The sequence below is a fragment of the Arthrobacter sp. B2a2-09 genome, from assembly GCF_027587375.1.
Lineage (GTDB): Bacteria > Actinomycetota > Actinomycetes > Actinomycetales > Micrococcaceae > Arthrobacter.
On record NZ_JAMXIC010000010.1, the window covers coordinates 78,473 to 94,701 of the forward strand.

The following is a 16,229-nucleotide window of genomic DNA, read 5'->3' on the forward strand; positions in this document are numbered from 1 at the left end:
GGGTGATCCGGGCCCGGGTGGGTGCGGCCTTTGGTTGTCCGTCTACGTTTGATGAGTTTCGGTCAGAATTGCTGGTCGAAAAGGCGGGACGGAGGTGAGTCTGCGGTCCTGCCCTGGGAACCCGTACGGCCGTGGGAGTCGTAGGTTCCGGCCGCCGGCTTCAGATCCGCCATGGTTTCCTGGGTGGAACGGACGGCGGCGCGGAGGAACTGCTCGTTGGAATCACGCAGCTCCTTGATGGTGGCCGTCTGCTGCTGCATCGCGTTCAGGTGCGAGGACAGAACGTCAGCCCAAGCTTCTTCCGGGGCGGCCGAGGCCAGCTCGCCCAATGAAGACTCGGCCGGCAGGCCCCATTGCTCTGCCACCGCCGCCACTTCCACAGCCCTTGCAAGCCCGGCCTTGGCCAGGTGTTCCAAGACCTGTTCCACTTCCCGCGTGCCATGCGGCAACCATCGGGATTTGCCCGCTGTGAGGAGCAGCTGCTCTTCCTCCAGCTTGAATGTCAGCAGATCCAGTAGCTCACGTTCTCGCCATAGCAGGGCCGACAGTTCATGGATGGCCATGTCGGGTCAACTCCAGTTCCGGGTTGGTTTCTCGGGTGCGTCGCCGCGAGAAGGCACTTTCCCTTGTGTCTTCACCGCGTTGAAGACAACTATCGGCTGCCGCGGCCCATGCGTTAGGTGTTGTTTATGCATGATTTGTTCACTTTGTCCAGTCAAATGACGGGCGGTGGATTTTCTGGGCACGGCAAAGTTTTCCTGCGGCTTTTTGCTAACCAAAGGCCTGCCAGTTCCGATAACCAGAAGTGACAGGCCACGGATGGCCTGGAGATACAAGACCCAATCACGGAGGAAACACCATGGGCATGGCAATCAACAACAACCTGATGGCTAACAACGCATACCGCAACCTCAGCAACACGCAGAACGAAGTATCCAGTTCGATGGAGAAGCTCTCCAGCGGCCTGCGCATCAACCGGGCAGCTGACGACGCAGCCGGACTGGCGATCTCCGAGGGCCTGAAGTCCCAGGTTTCCGGTTCTACCGTTGCAGCCCGCAACGCCCAGGACGGCATCTCGGTCATCCAGACCACTGAAGGCGCCCTGACCGAAGTCACCTCGATCCTGCAGCGCATGCGTGACCTCGCCGTCCAGGGCTCGTCCGACACGAACAACGCCAATGCGCGTACCGCTATCAAGACCGAAGGCGACTCCCTCGGCCAGGAGCTCGACCGACTGACCAAGGGTACGAACTTCAACGGCATCGACCTGCTCAAGGGTGCCGCGGGTGCCGGTGTTTCCGCCACCTCCACCCCGGGCTCCCTTGACATCCAGGTCGGCACCGGCGGCACCGCAAATGACAAGATCTCCGTCAAGGTCGGCGATGTGGCAACGGCTGTCGGGGCGCTCTCCAGCTCAACGACCGCCGCAGACTTCCTGGTGGACACGTCCGCCAACGCGCAGACCACGATCAGCAAGATCGACACCGCCATCACGAACGTCTCCACCCAGCGCGCGGGCCTCGGTGCCACCCAGAACCGCCTGCAGCACGCGATCAACACCCTGAACGTCTCCGGTGAGAACCTGCAGGCCGCTCAGTCCCGCATCACCGACACTGACATGGCTCAGGAAATGGTCAAGTTCACCAAGGCCAACATCCTGCAGCAGGCCGGTACGGCCATGCTGGCCCAGGCCAACCAGTCCGGCCAGGGTGTCCTCAAGCTCCTCGGCTAAACCCGGAACCGCCTGGCGGATCCATCATCGCCGGTGGCGGTCAGCTCGGGTCCCATACCCGTCTGGCCGCCATTGGCCTTTAGCGCAGCAGCATAACTTTGGAAGGAACCCCCAGTGGGAACATCGATTGACGGCCTCGCCAGCGGCCTGAACACCACCTCGATGATTGACGCGCAGATGGCAGTGGAAGCGCTGCCCCAGCAGCAGTTGCAGTCCAAGGTCACCGCCGACCAGTCGATGATCAACGCGCTCAACAGCCTCAACACCCGTCTGACAGTGTTGAACTCCCTGTCTTCCTCAATCTCGGCGCCCGGCGCGACCAATCTGTTCACGGCCACCACGAACAACCCGGCCATCACGGCCACGGCCTCCACCGCGGCGACCCCAGGCTCGATCGATGTCACCGTGACCCAGTTGTCGTCCACGAAGATCGGTGTTACCGAAGCTCTCACCACCTGGCCCACCGATGCGTCCGGCAACCCCGCACATCTGACTCTGGTTGACAAGACCGGAAAGACCACCGAAATTACCCCGGCTTCCACGAGCCTTGACGATGTAGTCAAGGCCGTGAATGCGGCAGGCGGGGGAGCGGCCGCGGTGAAGGTCCCGGCCGGAAACGGCACTTACCGCCTGCAATTGACCTCCACCACGGGCGGCGCAGCCGGCGACTTCCAGGCGTATCAGGGCACCGCCGCCGACGTAACTGCCGGGACTGCGACAGACTTGTTTGCCGCACCGACAGCCGCAATCGTCAAACCAGCCGCGGACGCTCAGGCTGTCCTGTATGCCGGCACCGCCGCGCAACAGGCCATCACCTCCTCCAGCAACACGTTCAGCGAGGTCCTTCCCGGCGTCGCGGTGACTGCCACCGCCGTGAGCTCCTCACCGGTCACCGTCACTGTGGCAAGCGACATTGCTGGGATTACAAAGAAGGCCAGCGACCTGGTCTCCTCAGTTAACGATCTCTTGGGCTACATCGCGAGCAGCAGCGCGGTGAGCACGACGACGAGCACTACGGGCGTCGCCAGCGCCAAGGGTGGCATCTTCACCGGGAACAGTTCCGTTCTGGCTGTCAGCGATGCCGTCACCGAAGCGGTGGTGGCCCCGGTGAACGGCAAGTCGCCCTCCGAATACGGCATCGTCATCGAAAGGGACGGCACCTTCACTTTCGACAGTGGCAAGTTCGCCTCGGCGATGGCAGCCGACCCGGCCGGGACCCAGTCGGCACTGTCGCAGATCGCCACGAGGGTTGCCTCGGCCGCGACGAACGCCTCGGACCCGGTGAGCGGCTCCATACCGCAGCTGATCAAGGGGCAGCAGTCCGAAGTGTCCGATCTGACCTCCCAGATCGCCGACTGGGACATCCGGCTCACGGACCGCCGCGCCTCCCTCAAAGCTGTCTACACCAACATGGAGGTCCTGCTCGGTGGCCTAAAGTCCCAGTCCGCATGGCTGACCGGCCAGATCTCCGCCCTATCCACCTCATCATCCTCGTCAGGAAAGTAAACCGTGACAGCCACCGCCATGCGTGCCAGCCAGCTCAGCAAGTACAACACCGACGCGATCCTCTCGGCCCCGCCGGCCAGGCTCCTGACCATGCTGTATGACCGCCTCCTCCTGGACCTGGGCCGGGCCCAATTCGCCCAGGAGAACGCCAATTGGGGCGTCGCCAGCGAAAACCTCTTGCATGCGCAGGCGATCGTCACGGAGTTGTCCTCGACGCTGAAGACCGATGCGTGGGATGGCGCCTCCGGACTGCTGAGCATCTATCAGTACGCGATGGAAGCCATGATCGGGGCCAACATCTATCGCGACGTCAACCGGACCAAGGAATGCATCGCGCTGCTGGAACCGCTTCGGCAAGGCTGGCACGACGCGTCTTCGCAACTGCCTGCCCAGGGCGGAACCGCCAGTATGAACGGCACGCTCGGTGTCGGCTGATCCGGTTCGGGAATGGTCCGACATCCTGGACCGGCTGGAAGCCGACTTCGCCTTGGCCGTCTCCGGCGGCGAACCCGAGCCATGGAATGCGCCCGCCGTTGCCGGGCAGCTTCCTGAAGAGCTGGCGGACCGGGCGCGCCGGATCCTTGACGCGCAGCTGGAATCCATGGCCATGCTCGGCAAGGTCCGTAACGACGCAGTCGCCCACTTGGACGCGCTCAGCACAGTCCCTGGAAGCCGGAATTCACCGCGTCCGTTGATCCTCGACGTCCAAGGCTGAAGAGAAAGTACCGAAACAATCTCCCAATCGGCTAACGGATCCCCGACGCGTGCCGATGGTGAAAGACGAGCAGGGATTGCTCGATGCGCGGCCATGGATCGGCCTCTTCATACCTATTCGCGAAGGCAGGCCGTCGTGTTCGATTCAGTGACTTCTGTTGCCCTTGGTAGCGCGCTCGACGGGCTGACCCTGCGCCAAAACACCATCGCCAACAACATCGCGAACATCAATACCCCGAACTACCACGCCAAAAGGGTCCAGTTTGAAGACGCCCTCGCGGCCTCGGTGAACGCCGGGAATGGTTACGCTGCACCCACGGTGTCAACGTCGCAGGAACCCACCCAGCTCAACGGCAACAACGTGAACCTGGACACCGAAACCCTCTCCAACGTGGACACCGTCTTGCGCTACCAGTTCGCGGCCCGGGCCGTCGGAGACGAATTCACCGCGATCCGCACGGCCATGAGGTCCAGCTGATGACTTTCGATGCGATAGGGATTGCCGGCTCAGCCCTGACGGTGCACCGCAAATGGCTCGATGCCGTCTCGGACAACATCGCCAACATCAACGACGTATCCCGCACCAGCGGCAAGGCTTTCCAAGCCCGCTACGTCGAAGCCGCCGAGGGCAGCGACGGAAACGGAGTGTACGTCAAGAGCACCCCCCAGGGCAGTGCGACCGGCAGGCTCGTGTACCAGCCCGACCATCCGCTGGCTGACGCCCAAGGCTATGTGCGTTACCCGGACATCGATCTCTCCGAACAGATGGGTGCGCTGATTGTGGCGCAACGCGGCTACCAGGCCAACGCCCAAGTAGTAGACCGCGCCCGTGAGACATACCAGGCAGCGCTTGAGATAGGAAAATCCTGATGGCTTTGGACCCGATCGGGGCAATTCAAGGTGGCGGGGGGCTTTCCGTGCAGGGTGTCACCGGTACCGGCTACCTAGGCAGCACAGACAACGTAAGCGGAACCGCAGGAGCAGCGGACAGCAACGGCTTTGCGACGGCGCTGACCGGTGCCGTGGACAACCTCCAGTCACTGCAATCGACGTCGAACCAGCTGGCAGTGTCTGCGGTGACGGGCAACCTTGATGACATCCACAAGGCGACGATCGCTGCCACACGCGCCCAGATCACCATGGAGCTTGTCTCCACGGTACGGAACAAGGGCGTTGACGCGTTCAACGAGATCATGAGGATGCAGGCCTGATGCCTCCACAGATTGCCGCCTTCTTCCGCAAGATGGGCGATGGATTCAAGGGATTCACCGCCGGGCAGCGCACCATCGCCATCATCGGCATCGCCGTTTTGGTGCTCGGCGGAGTGGCCCTGTCGGCATGGTTGGGCAAGCCGTCCTACTCGCCGCTGTTCTCCGGCCTGAAGGACACGGACGCCAACGGGATCGTGGAGCAGCTGCGCAAGGACAACGTCCCGTACGAGCTCAGCAACGGCGGTTCCACCATCCTGGTTCCCGATGACAAGGTCAACGATGAACGGCTGAAAGCAGCCGCAGCGGGCCTCCCGGCGGCTGCGGCCACAGGCTATTCGCTGCTCGACAAGCTCGGGGTCACCTCGTCCGAGTTCCAGCAGTCCGTAACCTACAAGCGCGCGCTTGAGGGCGAACTTGCCACCACCATCCAGGCCATGGACGGCGTGAAGACAGCCGCCGTGCAGTTGGCCATTCCGGCCAAAACGGTGTTCGTGGACAAAGCTCCGGACGCTACGGCATCCGTGTTCGTGGAAACGCAGCCGGGCATCACCCTCTCTGCCGATAAGGTCCAGGCGATCGTGCACTTGACGTCCGCCGCGATCGAAAACCTGAAGCCAACGAATGTGACCGTGGTGGATTCCCAAGGCAACGTCCTCTCCACGGTGGGAGGGGGAGCCACTGGTTCCTCATCCAAGCAAGCCGCCGACTACCAGCAGCGCACGTCCGATTCGGTGAAGGCCGTGCTGGACAGGGTAGTTGGCCCTGGCAACGCCACCGTCGCCGTCGCGGCAGACGTGACCGCGGAGTCCGCGCAGCAGCGCAGCGAGACGTTCTCCACGGCCAAGGATGCCGCTCCGCTCAGCGAGACCACCAAGACAGAGAAATACACGGGAACCGGTGGCGGTGCTTCCGGTGTCCTTGGTCCGGACAACATTGCCGTGCCGGGCGGCACCAACGGTAACGGAACCTTCGATTCCAGCGACACCACCAAGAACAACGCCGTCAACAAGGTCACGGAAGACCGCACCATTCCGCAAGGCGCCCTGAAACGCCAGACCATCTCGGTTGCCATCAACCAGTCCGCGGCGGCCGGACTCAACGTCAACTCGGTCAAGGCTCTGGTCACTTCCGCGGCCGGCGTCGATCCCACCCGCGGCGACGTGGTGACGGTTGAAGTGCTGCCCTTCAGTACTTCGGCTGCGGACGCGGCGGCACAAGCACTGGGCGCGGCCAAAGCACAAGCCGATGCCAAGCAACAGTCGGATCTGATGAACACGCTCATCCTCGCCGGCAGCATCCTGCTGGCGGTGGTAGCGCTGATTGTGCTTGTGCTGATCCTCCTGCGGCGCCGGCAGCGACGCGAACCGGTTGACCTTGGCGAACGGCTTGACTACGAGATGCTGCCCCAAGCCGTCTCCACGCCGGCGCTCGAAGGACCGCCCGCCACAACGGCGATCGAACTGCCGCCGGTGCATCCCGTCCCGGCGTTGCCGATGCCTGGAGTCGAAGCGCTCGACGGCGAGCGGCGGCGTGCCCAGATTGAAGCCATGGTTGCCGAGAACCCGGCCCGGACCGCCGAGTACCTGCGTGGACTCATGGACGAAAAGCAGCCGGTATGAGGACCGGAGAGTTTGGCCTGGAAGTAGGCAGTTTGACCGGTGCCCAAAAGGTGGCCGTGGTGCTGATGCAGATGAGCCCGGCCAGCGCAGCCTCAGTCATGACCCAGTTCTCCGAGTCCGAGGCCGAGGACATCGCCGCCGAGATCGTGCGCTTGCGCCGCGTCTCCTCATCCGTGGCGGACCACGTCATGACCGAGTTCCACGACCTTGCGGTCAGCGGACGCCGAACGGCCCGCGGCGGCCAGGAATTCGCCGTCGGGCTCTTGGAAGCGTCCTTTGGCGCGGATAAAGCGGCCGGTTTCATGGACCGCCTCGCGTCCACCATGGCAGGGAAGTCCTTCGAATTCCTGGAAATGATGGACCCCGGGCAACTCCTGGCCCTCATCGACAGCGAGATGCCGCAGACCATTGCCCTGATCCTGGCGCACTTGCGGCCGGGCAAGGCCTCCGCGGTCATGGCCGGGTTGGGCGACGTACAGCGGAGTGAGGTGGCCCGTTGCATCGCCACGATGGGAATGGCTTCGCCCGAGGCCGTGGGCATCGTGGCCGAGACCCTCAAGGTTCGTGCCGGGGCGGTCATGTCGCAAAGGAAGTCGAGCGAAATTGTCGGCGGCATCCAGCCCCTCGTCGACATCATCAACCGCTCCGACATCAACACCGAACGCTCCGTGTTGGATGGCCTGGAAACCCTCGATCCGGAGCTGGCCACGGAAGTGCGCGCCCGGATGCTGACCTTCGTGGACATCGTGAAGTTGGAACGCCGCGACATCCAGCAGATCCTGCGTGGCGTCAGTGCCGAAGTGCTCGCCGTCGCCATGAAGGGTGCCCCTGCCGTGGTGCTCGAGGCAGTGCGCACGAACGTGTCCGGCCGCAACCTCGAAATCCTGGAAGCCGAGATGGCTTCCGCCGGGCCGGTCCGCGCTTCCCAGGTTGAAGAGGCCCGGGCAGAGATTGTGCGGTCCATCCGGGAGCTGGAAGCCGAAGGCGCCATCGTAGTCCGGCGCGGCGAAGAAGACGACTATGTCTACTGAGGCTGAGCTCCGGAGGGTGGTCTTCCCGGACATCCAGCCGGCCGCGCGGTCGCGCAAGGAGGACCGGGGCTACACCCAGGGACACGCGGCAGGTTACGCGGCCGGGATCCAGGCCGCGGCCGCGGAACAGCAGCGTCTCCGCGGACAGCTTCAGGCCGAACACCACGCAATGCTCGACGCCGGACGCTTGGCTGTGGCGCAAGGTGTCCGCGCGCTCGAAGCGGCCGCCGCTGCGTCCCTGCAGCGCCGAGGCGCTGTGTTGGAAGAAGCGCAGGATGTGTTGGCGGCCAGCGCGATGGAGCTTGCCGAAGCCATCCTGGGCTACGAACTCAACAAGGGCGGGAACACCGCTCGCGCTGCCTTGGCCCGAGCCCTGGGCGCCGTGTCCGGAGGGGAAACCGTGACTGCCGTCCGTCTCCACCCGGCGGACCTTGCCGCGCTGGCCGCCGTCGACGTCGTGAACGTTGACGGTGTCGAACTCAAAGCCGATCCCGCGCTGAACCCCGGCGACGCGATCGCGGAATATCCGCAAGGCTGGCTCGATGCCCGGCTCAGCACCGCTTTGGACAGGGCGAAAGCGGCCCTGCTGGGGAACGACTTATGAGCACTACCGAGCGGCCACACGCAGGCCGTTTCCGCGCAGCCCTCGCCGCCGCGGCACCGCAGCGCGTGGGCACCGTGACGTCCGTGCTCGGGCTTGGCCTGGAGGTCTCCGGGTTGGACTGCGCGGTGGGAGATCTGGTCACGGTTGGTGAGGCACCCGGGCTCGACGCCGAAGTGGTCGCCTCGGTCAGTGGCGCCGTCCGCTGCATGCCGCTGGGACGGTTGTCCGGTGTGGCTGCGGGAGACTCTGCGCGTTCCAAGGGCGCCCCGATCCTGGTCCCTACCGGCCGCGGGCTCTTTGGGCGGGTATTGGATGGGCTCGGACGTCCGATCGACGGCAAAGGCCCATTGCCCGCCAGTCCCATGGTCCCTTTGGACAACGAAGCACCGTCGGCCATGCACCGCGCCCGCGTGGACACCCCGCTGCAGACCGGGGTCCGCGTCCTGGACACCATGGCCACTCTTGGCCGCGGCCAGCGCATGGGGTTGTTCGCAGGCTCGGGCGTCGGCAAGTCCTCGCTGCTGTCCATGATCGCCCGCGGCACGGATGCCGAAGTCTCCGTGATTGCACTGGTGGGGGAGCGCGGACGTGAAGTGCGCGAGTTCCTGGAAGACGACCTCGGCCCCGAAGGCCTGGCCCGTTCCGTCGTGGTTGTTGCCACGTCCGACGAGCCCGCCCTGATGCGCCTGCGCGCCGCCGTCACGGCCACCCGGATTGCCGAATCGTTCCGCGAAGCCGGCCAGGACGTGGTGCTCATGATGGATTCACTCACCCGCGTAGCTATGGCCCAACGCGAAATCGGCCTCTCCGCCGGCGAGCCGCCCGCCACCCGCGGCTACCCGCCGTCGACCTTTTCCGTGCTGGCCCGGCTCCTGGAACGCGCTGGCACCGCCGAAACCGGATCCGTGACCGGCATCTACACGGTGCTGGTGGACGGCGACGACCACAACGAACCGATCGCCGACGCCGCCCGCTCGATCCTCGACGGACACGTGGTCCTGGACCGGAAGCTCGCCGTCACGGGGCACTTTCCCTCGGTGGACGTGCTTGGTTCGGTGTCCCGTGTGGCCTCCAAGGTCAACTCCGCCGATCGCACGGCGCTCGCGGCATCCCTGCGCAGGGTCCTCGCCGCGCGGCGCAGCGCCCAGGACCTGATCGACGTCGGCGCCTACCACCGCGGCAGCAATCCCTTGGTTGACGCGGCACTGGACCATGAAGCCGCCATCAACCGGTTCCTGCAGCAAAGCATGGACGAATCCACCCCGTACAGCGAGTCCTGGCCGGAGCTCTTCGGCCTCTCAGCAAGCCTCGAAGGAGCCGCGTGAACCGTCAATTCTCCCTGGCCGGGCTGTTGCGCCTGCGCCAGACGCAGCAGGATGCAGCCGCCAGTGGACTGGCCCGGGCCAACTCCCGGTCCACATCCTTGCGATCCCGCCGGGCTGAGGCCCGCGAGGAACTGGCCGATTCCGCCGGAGATGCTGGAAGCTCTGCTTCACTCCTGGCCATCGCGGCCTCCCGCGCGTCCGCGCAAAGCATGTTGGCCGAGCTTGACGCCTTGGCCGCCAGCGCAGAGGCTGAAGCCGCGGAGGCCCGCGCGGAATACACCGAAGCCAAGCGTCGCGCGGTAGGACTAGAGAAGCTCGAAACCCGCCACGGAGCCGCCTTCGAGGCTTCCGCACTGCGCGCTGAACAAGGCGTGTTGGACGAGATCGCGTCCTCAGCTTGGCACCGGAAGGCCACCTCATGAGCATGACCGAGGCCATCGGGCGCATCCAGAGCATCCAGTCGATGTTGCAGCAACTAAGCCAAGGCGTCCGCCCGCAAGCATCTTCCACGAGCGCCGGGACAGCGGACCCTTCCGCGGGCACGGCCTCTTCCACGGACGCGGCGTCCTTCGCGCAAGCGTTGAGTACCGCCGTCGGGGGCTCGACGACGCCGGACGTGAGCCAGCTTGCTTCTTCTCTGGGGCTCGACGGCACTGCCCTCTCCGGTATTGCGGGGCTCACCGGTGCTGCGGGCCTTACCGGCGCTGCAGGCACGGGCGCGCTTTCGGGCGTCGGGGCCGGCACGGCGACCGGCGGTGTCACGGGCGACGCCGTAGTGGCCGACGCCAAGAAATACGTGGGCGTGCCCTACGTCTGGGGCGGCACGAACCCGGCCGTGGGCATGGATTGCTCCGGCTTCGTGCAGCGCGTCTTCAAGGACCTGGGCGTCGACCTGCCCCGCGTCGTCAGCGACCAGATGCGTCAAGGCACCCCCGTGGCGTCCTTGGCCCAGGCCAAGCCCGGCGACCTGCTGGTCAGTTTCGGCGGCGAACACATCTCCATCTACCTCGGCAACGGCAAAGCGATCGATGCGCCCGTCCCCGGCCAGACCATCCAGATCCGCGATGCGTGGGAACAGCAGTCCAATCTGACCGCGATCCGCCGAATTGTCCCCGCGGGAGGCTCGTGATGCAGTTGCCCCCGGCCGGTGTGGCCGCTCCGCGTCCTGCCGCTCCTGGCTCTCCGGCCGCCTCTCACTCTGGCGCGGCTGCCGGTTTTGATGCCGTGATGAACGGCGTGCTGGCATCCGACGCGCAGACATCCGATGGGACCGTCCGGCAGGCGCCCGACGACGGCGCGCAGGGAAAGCCTGCCGCCGACGGTCCCGGGACGGCCGCCCGAGCCGCTAAACCGGAGGCGTCGAAGGGCGCCAAGGACACGGCTGATACGGCTGGTGCGGTTGATGCACCTGGTGCGGCTGATGTAGCGAGCGCGGCGGCCTCTGTTGCGGGCGGACTCGCGATGGCCGGAATCGCTGCGGGGACCGCTGCTCCGCGGGAGATTGCGGCGGGCGTTGCTGTGCCGGTCAAGGAGGGTGTCGTTGACGGTAACGCCCCGATTGCAGGCACTTCGGCAACAGCAAACCTTGTAGTTGGGGTGCCTGCGGGCAGCACTCAGGCGACGCCGGCTGGAGCGGGGGTAGGCGCTGCGCAGGGGAACCCGGTGCTTTTGGAGAACACAGTGCCTTTGAATAACACGGTGCCTTTGAATAACACAGTGCCTTCCACGAACACAGTGCCTTTGAGGGCCCCGGGTGCTTCGGCTCTGGTTCCTTCGGTCCCTGCTTCCATGCTGCCGGCAGCGCTCACGACCGGAAGCCCGGTTCAGAGATCAACCAAGTCTGGTCCGGTCCCGGCAAGTGCCTCAACAACGAGCCCGCCGCCGGCTGGCACCCTGCCCACCAGTCTGCAGCCCGGTAGCCCGTCGCCTCTCGACCCGCCCCCCGCTAGCCTCGAACCCGCGGTTTACGCGACCGCGGCCCAAGCGCGCGAGTCCGGCACCGCCGTCGTACTTCCCACTGGAAAACCCGCGATGCAACGGGACTCACCACGGGTGCTTGGGCAGGACTCCCCGGGCGCCGCGGCACCCGGGCTTCCCGCGGGGATCCAGGCCGGAATTCCGGTGGTGGTGCAGCCGGCGTCGCCACTCCAGCAAGCCCGTTCGACAGCTCTTCCAGGCATGGCAATGCCCACGCCCCAGGCGGACCCGGCGAAACTGCTGCCCCAAGTGTCTGGACCGCTGTTCTCCCTTGCATCGGCGGCGCCCGGCGCGCACGTGATGACCTTGAAGCTGTCCCCGGAAGACCTCGGTCCGCTGACTGTCCGGGCCCATATCGGCGGCGCAGGAGTACGGATCGAATTGTTCGCCCCCGGAGACGCCGGCCGCGAGGCAGTGCGCAGCATCCTGCCGGAACTGCGGCGCGGACTCGGGGAATCAGGTTTCGGCGCCAGCCTTGACCTGTCCGAACACAACGCCCCAGCCGATGCCGGTGCGAGCGGCTCGGACCCCCGGGACCGGCGCCCGGCGGAAAGCACGGGCTTCCCACGAGGCAGCGACGGCGAGCCGGTTCGCCTGCCGCGGACCGCCGTCGTACTTCCCCGAAGCAGTAACAGCAGCCTGGACATTCTCGTCTGATGAAGGAGAGCCAAAAGTGACCATCCAAGCAATCGCGGCAAGCAGCGGAGTCCAGCCGGGAACCACCGCGACTGGAACCACGGCGCCCACGCCCTCGCAGACCATGGACTCGAGCATGTTCATGTCCCTCCTGGTGACGCAACTGAAGAACCAGGACCCGAGCGCCCCCATGGACACCAACCAGATGATGAGCCAGACCGTGCAGCTGTCCATGATGGAGAAGATGACGGAGCTCACCGCCGACGCCAAGGAGAGCTTTTCACTCCAGATGCGGAGCGCTGCGGCACAAATCATCGGCCACAACGTCAGCTACGCGCTCGCCGACGGGACAAAGGGCTCCGGCGTCGCGAGTTCGGTTTCCTTCGCTGCCGGAACCCCCACTGTGGCGGTCGGGGGAGTAAACGTTCCGCTCGATTCAATCAGCGGGATGACGGCCGCATCCTCGCCCACACCCACTGCTTCGCCCACCGCCTGACGCTCCACACCCCCGAACCACCCCCCCGAACCACCCGAAGAAAGGCAACACCATGCTTCGTTCGCTGTACTCCGGAATCTCCGGCCTCCGTGCCCACCAGGCCATGCTGGACGTCACGGGAAACAACATCGCCAACGTGAACACGGCCGGCTTCAAGGCTTCCTCCACCCAGTTCCAGGACACGCTCTCGCAGATGACCCAGGGCGCGGGCGCCCCGCAGACTGAAACCGGTGGCACCAACCCCGCCCAAATCGGCTTGGGTGTTCGAGTGGCGGGGATCAGCACCAACTTCAGCCAGGGTTCTTCGCAGAACACCGGGCGAGCCACTGACATGATGATCTCCGGCGACGGGTTCTTCATCACCAGCAAGGCCGGGCAGCAGCTCTACACCCGCGCCGGCGCCTTCGACATGGACGCGGCCGGCCGCCTCGTGAGTCCCGACGGCGGGATCCTGCAGGGCTGGTCCGCCGCCAACGGTGTGGTGAACCAGGGAGGTCCCGTTGGCCCCATCGCCCTCTCGCCCAACACGACGTCGGCAGCCGTCGCCACCACCAAGACCTCGCTGGACGGCAACCTGCCGTCCGACGCGGCGGTGGGAACCAGCGTGGAGCGGCAGGTCAAGGTGTACGACGCCGACGGCGCCTCCCGCAGCCTGACGCTCACGTTTAGCCGCTCTGCGGGCGGCTGGGATGTGGCCGGGGCAGATGCCAACGGCGCCACAGGCAACTCGTCGCTTACGTTCGCGAACGGTGCATTGACCTCGGGCGGCGCCATGACGGTCGGCGGCATAGCAGTGGACATGTCCACTGTTACCGGCTTCGCGGCCATGAGCACACTCACGGTCGGCAGCCAGAACGGATCCGAGGCAGGAAAGCTGGAGTCCTTCACCCTCGGCGGTGACGGCTCACTCATCGGCTCGTTCAGCAACGGCGCCAAGCAGGTCCTGGCACGCGTGGCCCTTGCCAGATTCACCAACCCCGGCGGCCTTGAGAAAGACGGTAGCTCGACATACGTGGCCACCGCCAACTCCGGCGCGGCCCAGTTGGGCGCACCGGGCGACGCCGGACTCGGTACCTTGACCGCCGGCGCCCTGGAAATGTCCAACGTGGACCTCTCCCAGGAATTCACCAACCTGATCGTGGCCCAGCGCGGCTTCCAGGCCAACGCCCGCATCATCACCACCTCGGACGAGGTTCTGCAGGAGCTGACCAACCTGAAGCACTAGCGCGTGGGGCGGCGCCCCGCTACACCTGCTTACCAGCGGCCCGCAGTGCAGCTACGACGGGCGGCGTTCCGTCTTCCGTTGCGAGGGATGCCGCCAGTTGGCGTGCGCGTGCGGCGTAGGCCGGAGTCGTGCTGGCCTGCGTGATGGCGGCGGCCAGCCGTTCGGTGGTGACTTCCTTGTAAGGGACCGGTTGCGGGCCCGCTCCGAGGGACGCGATCCGGGCAGCCCAGAACGGTTGGTCCGTGTATATCGGCACGCCAACCGTTGGCACACCGGCGCGCAGCCCTGCCGCGGCTGTCCCCGCTCCGGCATGGTGGACCACCGCGGCCATCTGCGGGAACAGCCATTCGTGCGGGACGGCTCCGATGCCGATGGCATCGGCCCCGGAGACACCCCGTACGCCTTGCAGCACCGCGCGCACCCCGGCGCGCTGCGCGACGTCGAGCATGAAGTCGGCGTCCAAGGCCGCGCTGCTACCGAACCCCATGAAGACCGGGGCAGGTCCGTCCGCGAGGAATTCGAGCAGCTCCGCAGGTGGCTGCCAGCCCGGCTGGGCTTCCGGCCACCAGTAGCCGGTCATGGTAAGTCCGGAGCGCCAGTCCGCCGGGCGCGGAAATATGGTCGGGCTGATGCCGTGGAGTATGGGGAGGTTGGCTTTTCTACGGTGCCGTTCGGCAGTGGCCCGGGATTTCTTGTCTAGCCCGAGGACTTGGCGGATGCGGGCGCTCGGTGCGTCGTAGGGTGCCTTTCCCGCGGAGATCAGTGAACCGAGCAGCTTGTTGCCGACCGGTCCCAGGCTGCGGGCGGTCCCCAGAACCACAGGCGGGTAGGCGGCGCTGGGTTCGGTCGGCTGCAGATGGGCGCCGAGGGCGGGGATGCCGAGAGCCTCAGCCACGTCGTAGGCATAGGGAGCGATCGTATTGGCCAGGATCACGTCGGCGCCGGCCTCGGCTGCCGCCAGTGTGCCGGTCGCGGCGAGGTCCATGTAGTCACCGAGTTCGCGCATGTACCTGCGCAGATCCGCGCCCGTGGACTTCTTCCCTGGCTCGGCAGGGCTAACCAGGTGGCTCACGTCCCCGGGCAATTCGCGGTGCTCGCACCCGGCTGAGATGACCAGCGGGGCATAGGCGGCATCGGCCGCGATTGCGACGTCAAAGCCCAACGTTTGAAGTCTGCCACCGAGCCCTGCCATCGGGGCCACATCGCCTCGGGTCCCGGGCGTAATCATGAGCACTCGCATAATGTTCCTCAGTCCCATCGATTGCGATCACTGTTCGCAATTAAATATATAGTGAAATGGATGCTGGACCAATCCAAGCGGGCGGACGAAAGGCGGAGCAGGCATGCCATCCCATGACCCCATTGATGTCTGGCGGCGGCCGGAGCGTTCCGGTGTGGGGCCGAAACCGGAGCACTCGCGCGGGGGGATTGCTGCGGCAGCGATCGATATCGCCGACCGGGACGGCCTGGCGGCGGTGTCCATCCGGCGAGTGGCTGCCGGTGTTGGGGCCGGCGCAGCGTCCCTGTACAGGTATCTGAGATCCCACGACGAGCTCCTCGAACTCATGGTCGACACGGTCAGTGGTGAATATGACCTCGGCCCTTCCGATAAACCATCGCGGATCCAGCTGCTGAACTTGGCACAGCAAGGCCGGGCCATCATGCGCCGGCACCCATGGCTTGCTCCGCTACTGCTGACCAGGCCCTCGATGGGACCCAACTCGCTGCGCTATTTGGAGCGGGCCTTGTCCGCCCTCGAAACTGTGGACCTGCCCGGCGCCGCCAAACTGCAGACGGTAGCCATGATGACGGCCATCACTTCCGCCTTCGTACAGAATGAGCTGGCTTCAGCCGCGCATTCCGAGACTCGCGACGGTGAGGTACCTGCTCGGTTGCAGTACCTCTCCGAGCTCGTACTGTCGGGGGATTATCCGCTGCTGGCTGGTGCGCTCACCGGGCAGCACGAACCCGGGAGACCGGAAGAAGTATTCTCGAGCGTCATCACCAATTACCTGGCGGGAGCGGGGCTCCCGGCCGCCGCCGGTTCCGCGTGAGGGCATGGCCCGGCCAGTGATGATCACGATGTTGGCAAGTTGTGGAAATTGTTGCAAATTCGTATGATACACACAGAATTGCATCCTGCATGAGTGAAG

At 65.5% G+C, this 16,229-nt stretch carries 19 protein-coding genes; 17 read left to right on the top strand and 2 right to left on the bottom strand.

Features of this window, described 5'->3' with window-relative positions; translation table 11 throughout:
- Positions 1–62 precede the first annotated feature (62 nt).
- Positions 63–563, bottom strand: a complete 501-nt coding sequence (locus NFJ07_RS12720; RefSeq protein WP_269994822.1) for a flagellar protein FlgN — start codon at positions 561–563, stop codon at positions 63–65.
- Positions 564–859: 296 nt separating this feature from the next.
- Between NFJ07_RS12720 and NFJ07_RS12725 the strand changes: the two genes are divergently transcribed.
- The 16 genes from NFJ07_RS12725 to NFJ07_RS12800 all read left to right on the top strand — a co-directional run bounded on the left by NFJ07_RS12725 (position 860) and on the right by NFJ07_RS12800 (position 14,076).
- Positions 860–1,732, top strand: a complete 873-nt coding sequence (locus NFJ07_RS12725) for a flagellin N-terminal helical domain-containing protein (protein ID WP_269994824.1) — start codon at positions 860–862, stop codon at positions 1,730–1,732.
- 114 nt (positions 1,733–1,846) lie between these two features.
- The gene (fliD, locus tag NFJ07_RS12730; RefSeq protein WP_269994826.1) at positions 1,847–3,238 is read left to right on the top strand and encodes a flagellar filament capping protein FliD; all 1,392 of its coding nucleotides are present in this window, start codon (positions 1,847–1,849) and stop codon (positions 3,236–3,238) included.
- 3 nt (positions 3,239–3,241) lie between these two features.
- Positions 3,242–3,673, top strand: coding sequence for a flagellar export chaperone FliS (gene fliS / locus NFJ07_RS12735; protein WP_269994829.1), 432 nt, complete (start codon positions 3,242–3,244; stop codon positions 3,671–3,673).
- Entirely contained in the window at positions 3,663–3,953 is a 291-nt protein-coding gene (locus NFJ07_RS12740; RefSeq protein WP_269994830.1) for a hypothetical protein, read from the top strand. Before fliS ends, NFJ07_RS12740 begins: the two co-directional genes overlap by 11 nt.
- Before the next feature lie 135 nt (positions 3,954–4,088).
- Entirely contained in the window at positions 4,089–4,430 is a 342-nt protein-coding gene (locus NFJ07_RS12745) for a flagellar basal body rod protein FlgB (RefSeq protein ID WP_269994831.1), read from the top strand.
- Positions 4,430–4,822: a flagellar basal body rod protein FlgC gene (locus NFJ07_RS12750; RefSeq protein WP_269994833.1), complete on the top strand. Its 393-nt coding sequence runs from the start codon at positions 4,430–4,432 to the stop codon at positions 4,820–4,822. The genes NFJ07_RS12745 and NFJ07_RS12750 overlap by 1 nt, the downstream gene beginning before the upstream one ends.
- Positions 4,822–5,163 (top strand): flagellar hook-basal body complex protein FliE, encoded by a 342-nt coding sequence (gene fliE, locus NFJ07_RS12755; RefSeq protein ID WP_269994835.1) that lies wholly within the window; start codon positions 4,822–4,824, stop codon positions 5,161–5,163. Before NFJ07_RS12750 ends, fliE begins: the two co-directional genes overlap by 1 nt.
- Positions 5,163–6,782: a flagellar basal-body MS-ring/collar protein FliF gene (gene fliF, locus NFJ07_RS12760; protein ID WP_269994836.1), complete on the top strand. Its 1,620-nt coding sequence runs from the start codon at positions 5,163–5,165 to the stop codon at positions 6,780–6,782. The genes fliE and fliF overlap by 1 nt, the downstream gene beginning before the upstream one ends.
- Positions 6,779–7,813: a flagellar motor switch protein FliG gene (fliG, locus tag NFJ07_RS12765; protein ID WP_269994838.1), complete on the top strand. Its 1,035-nt coding sequence runs from the start codon at positions 6,779–6,781 to the stop codon at positions 7,811–7,813. Before fliF ends, fliG begins: the two co-directional genes overlap by 4 nt.
- Positions 7,803–8,417 (top strand): FliH/SctL family protein, encoded by a 615-nt coding sequence (locus NFJ07_RS12770; RefSeq protein WP_269994840.1) that lies wholly within the window; start codon positions 7,803–7,805, stop codon positions 8,415–8,417. The genes fliG and NFJ07_RS12770 overlap by 11 nt, the downstream gene beginning before the upstream one ends.
- The gene (locus NFJ07_RS12775) at positions 8,414–9,742 is read left to right on the top strand and encodes a FliI/YscN family ATPase (RefSeq protein ID WP_269994842.1); all 1,329 of its coding nucleotides are present in this window, start codon (positions 8,414–8,416) and stop codon (positions 9,740–9,742) included. Before NFJ07_RS12770 ends, NFJ07_RS12775 begins: the two co-directional genes overlap by 4 nt.
- Positions 9,739–10,164, top strand: a complete 426-nt coding sequence (gene fliJ / locus NFJ07_RS12780) for a flagellar export protein FliJ (RefSeq protein ID WP_269994844.1) — start codon at positions 9,739–9,741, stop codon at positions 10,162–10,164. Before NFJ07_RS12775 ends, fliJ begins: the two co-directional genes overlap by 4 nt.
- Positions 10,161–10,871 carry a C40 family peptidase gene (locus NFJ07_RS12785; protein WP_269994846.1) on the top strand — a complete coding sequence of 237 codons (711 nt, stop codon included), beginning with the start codon at positions 10,161–10,163 and terminating at the stop codon, positions 10,869–10,871. Before fliJ ends, NFJ07_RS12785 begins: the two co-directional genes overlap by 4 nt.
- Complete coding sequence (locus NFJ07_RS12790; RefSeq protein ID WP_269994847.1) at positions 10,871–12,376, top strand: flagellar hook-length control protein FliK; 1,506 nt, start codon at positions 10,871–10,873, stop codon at positions 12,374–12,376. The genes NFJ07_RS12785 and NFJ07_RS12790 overlap by 1 nt, the downstream gene beginning before the upstream one ends.
- 16 nt (positions 12,377–12,392) lie before the next feature.
- Positions 12,393–12,851 carry a flagellar hook assembly protein FlgD gene (locus NFJ07_RS12795; protein WP_269994848.1) on the top strand — a complete coding sequence of 153 codons (459 nt, stop codon included), beginning with the start codon at positions 12,393–12,395 and terminating at the stop codon, positions 12,849–12,851.
- Between the two features lie 52 nt (positions 12,852–12,903).
- Entirely contained in the window at positions 12,904–14,076 is a 1,173-nt protein-coding gene (locus NFJ07_RS12800) for a flagellar hook protein FlgE (RefSeq protein WP_269994850.1), read from the top strand.
- 19 nt (positions 14,077–14,095) lie between these two features.
- Here NFJ07_RS12800 and NFJ07_RS12805 read toward each other — a convergent pair whose 3' ends face one another.
- Complete coding sequence (locus tag NFJ07_RS12805; RefSeq protein WP_269994853.1) at positions 14,096–15,316, bottom strand: glycosyltransferase; 1,221 nt, start codon at positions 15,314–15,316, stop codon at positions 14,096–14,098.
- A gap of 103 nt (positions 15,317–15,419) precedes the next feature.
- Here NFJ07_RS12805 and NFJ07_RS12810 point away from each other — a divergent pair, with 103 nt between their 5' ends.
- Positions 15,420–16,130 (top strand): TetR/AcrR family transcriptional regulator C-terminal domain-containing protein, encoded by a 711-nt coding sequence (locus NFJ07_RS12810; protein ID WP_269994854.1) that lies wholly within the window; start codon positions 15,420–15,422, stop codon positions 16,128–16,130.
- Positions 16,131–16,229 lie beyond the last annotated feature (99 nt).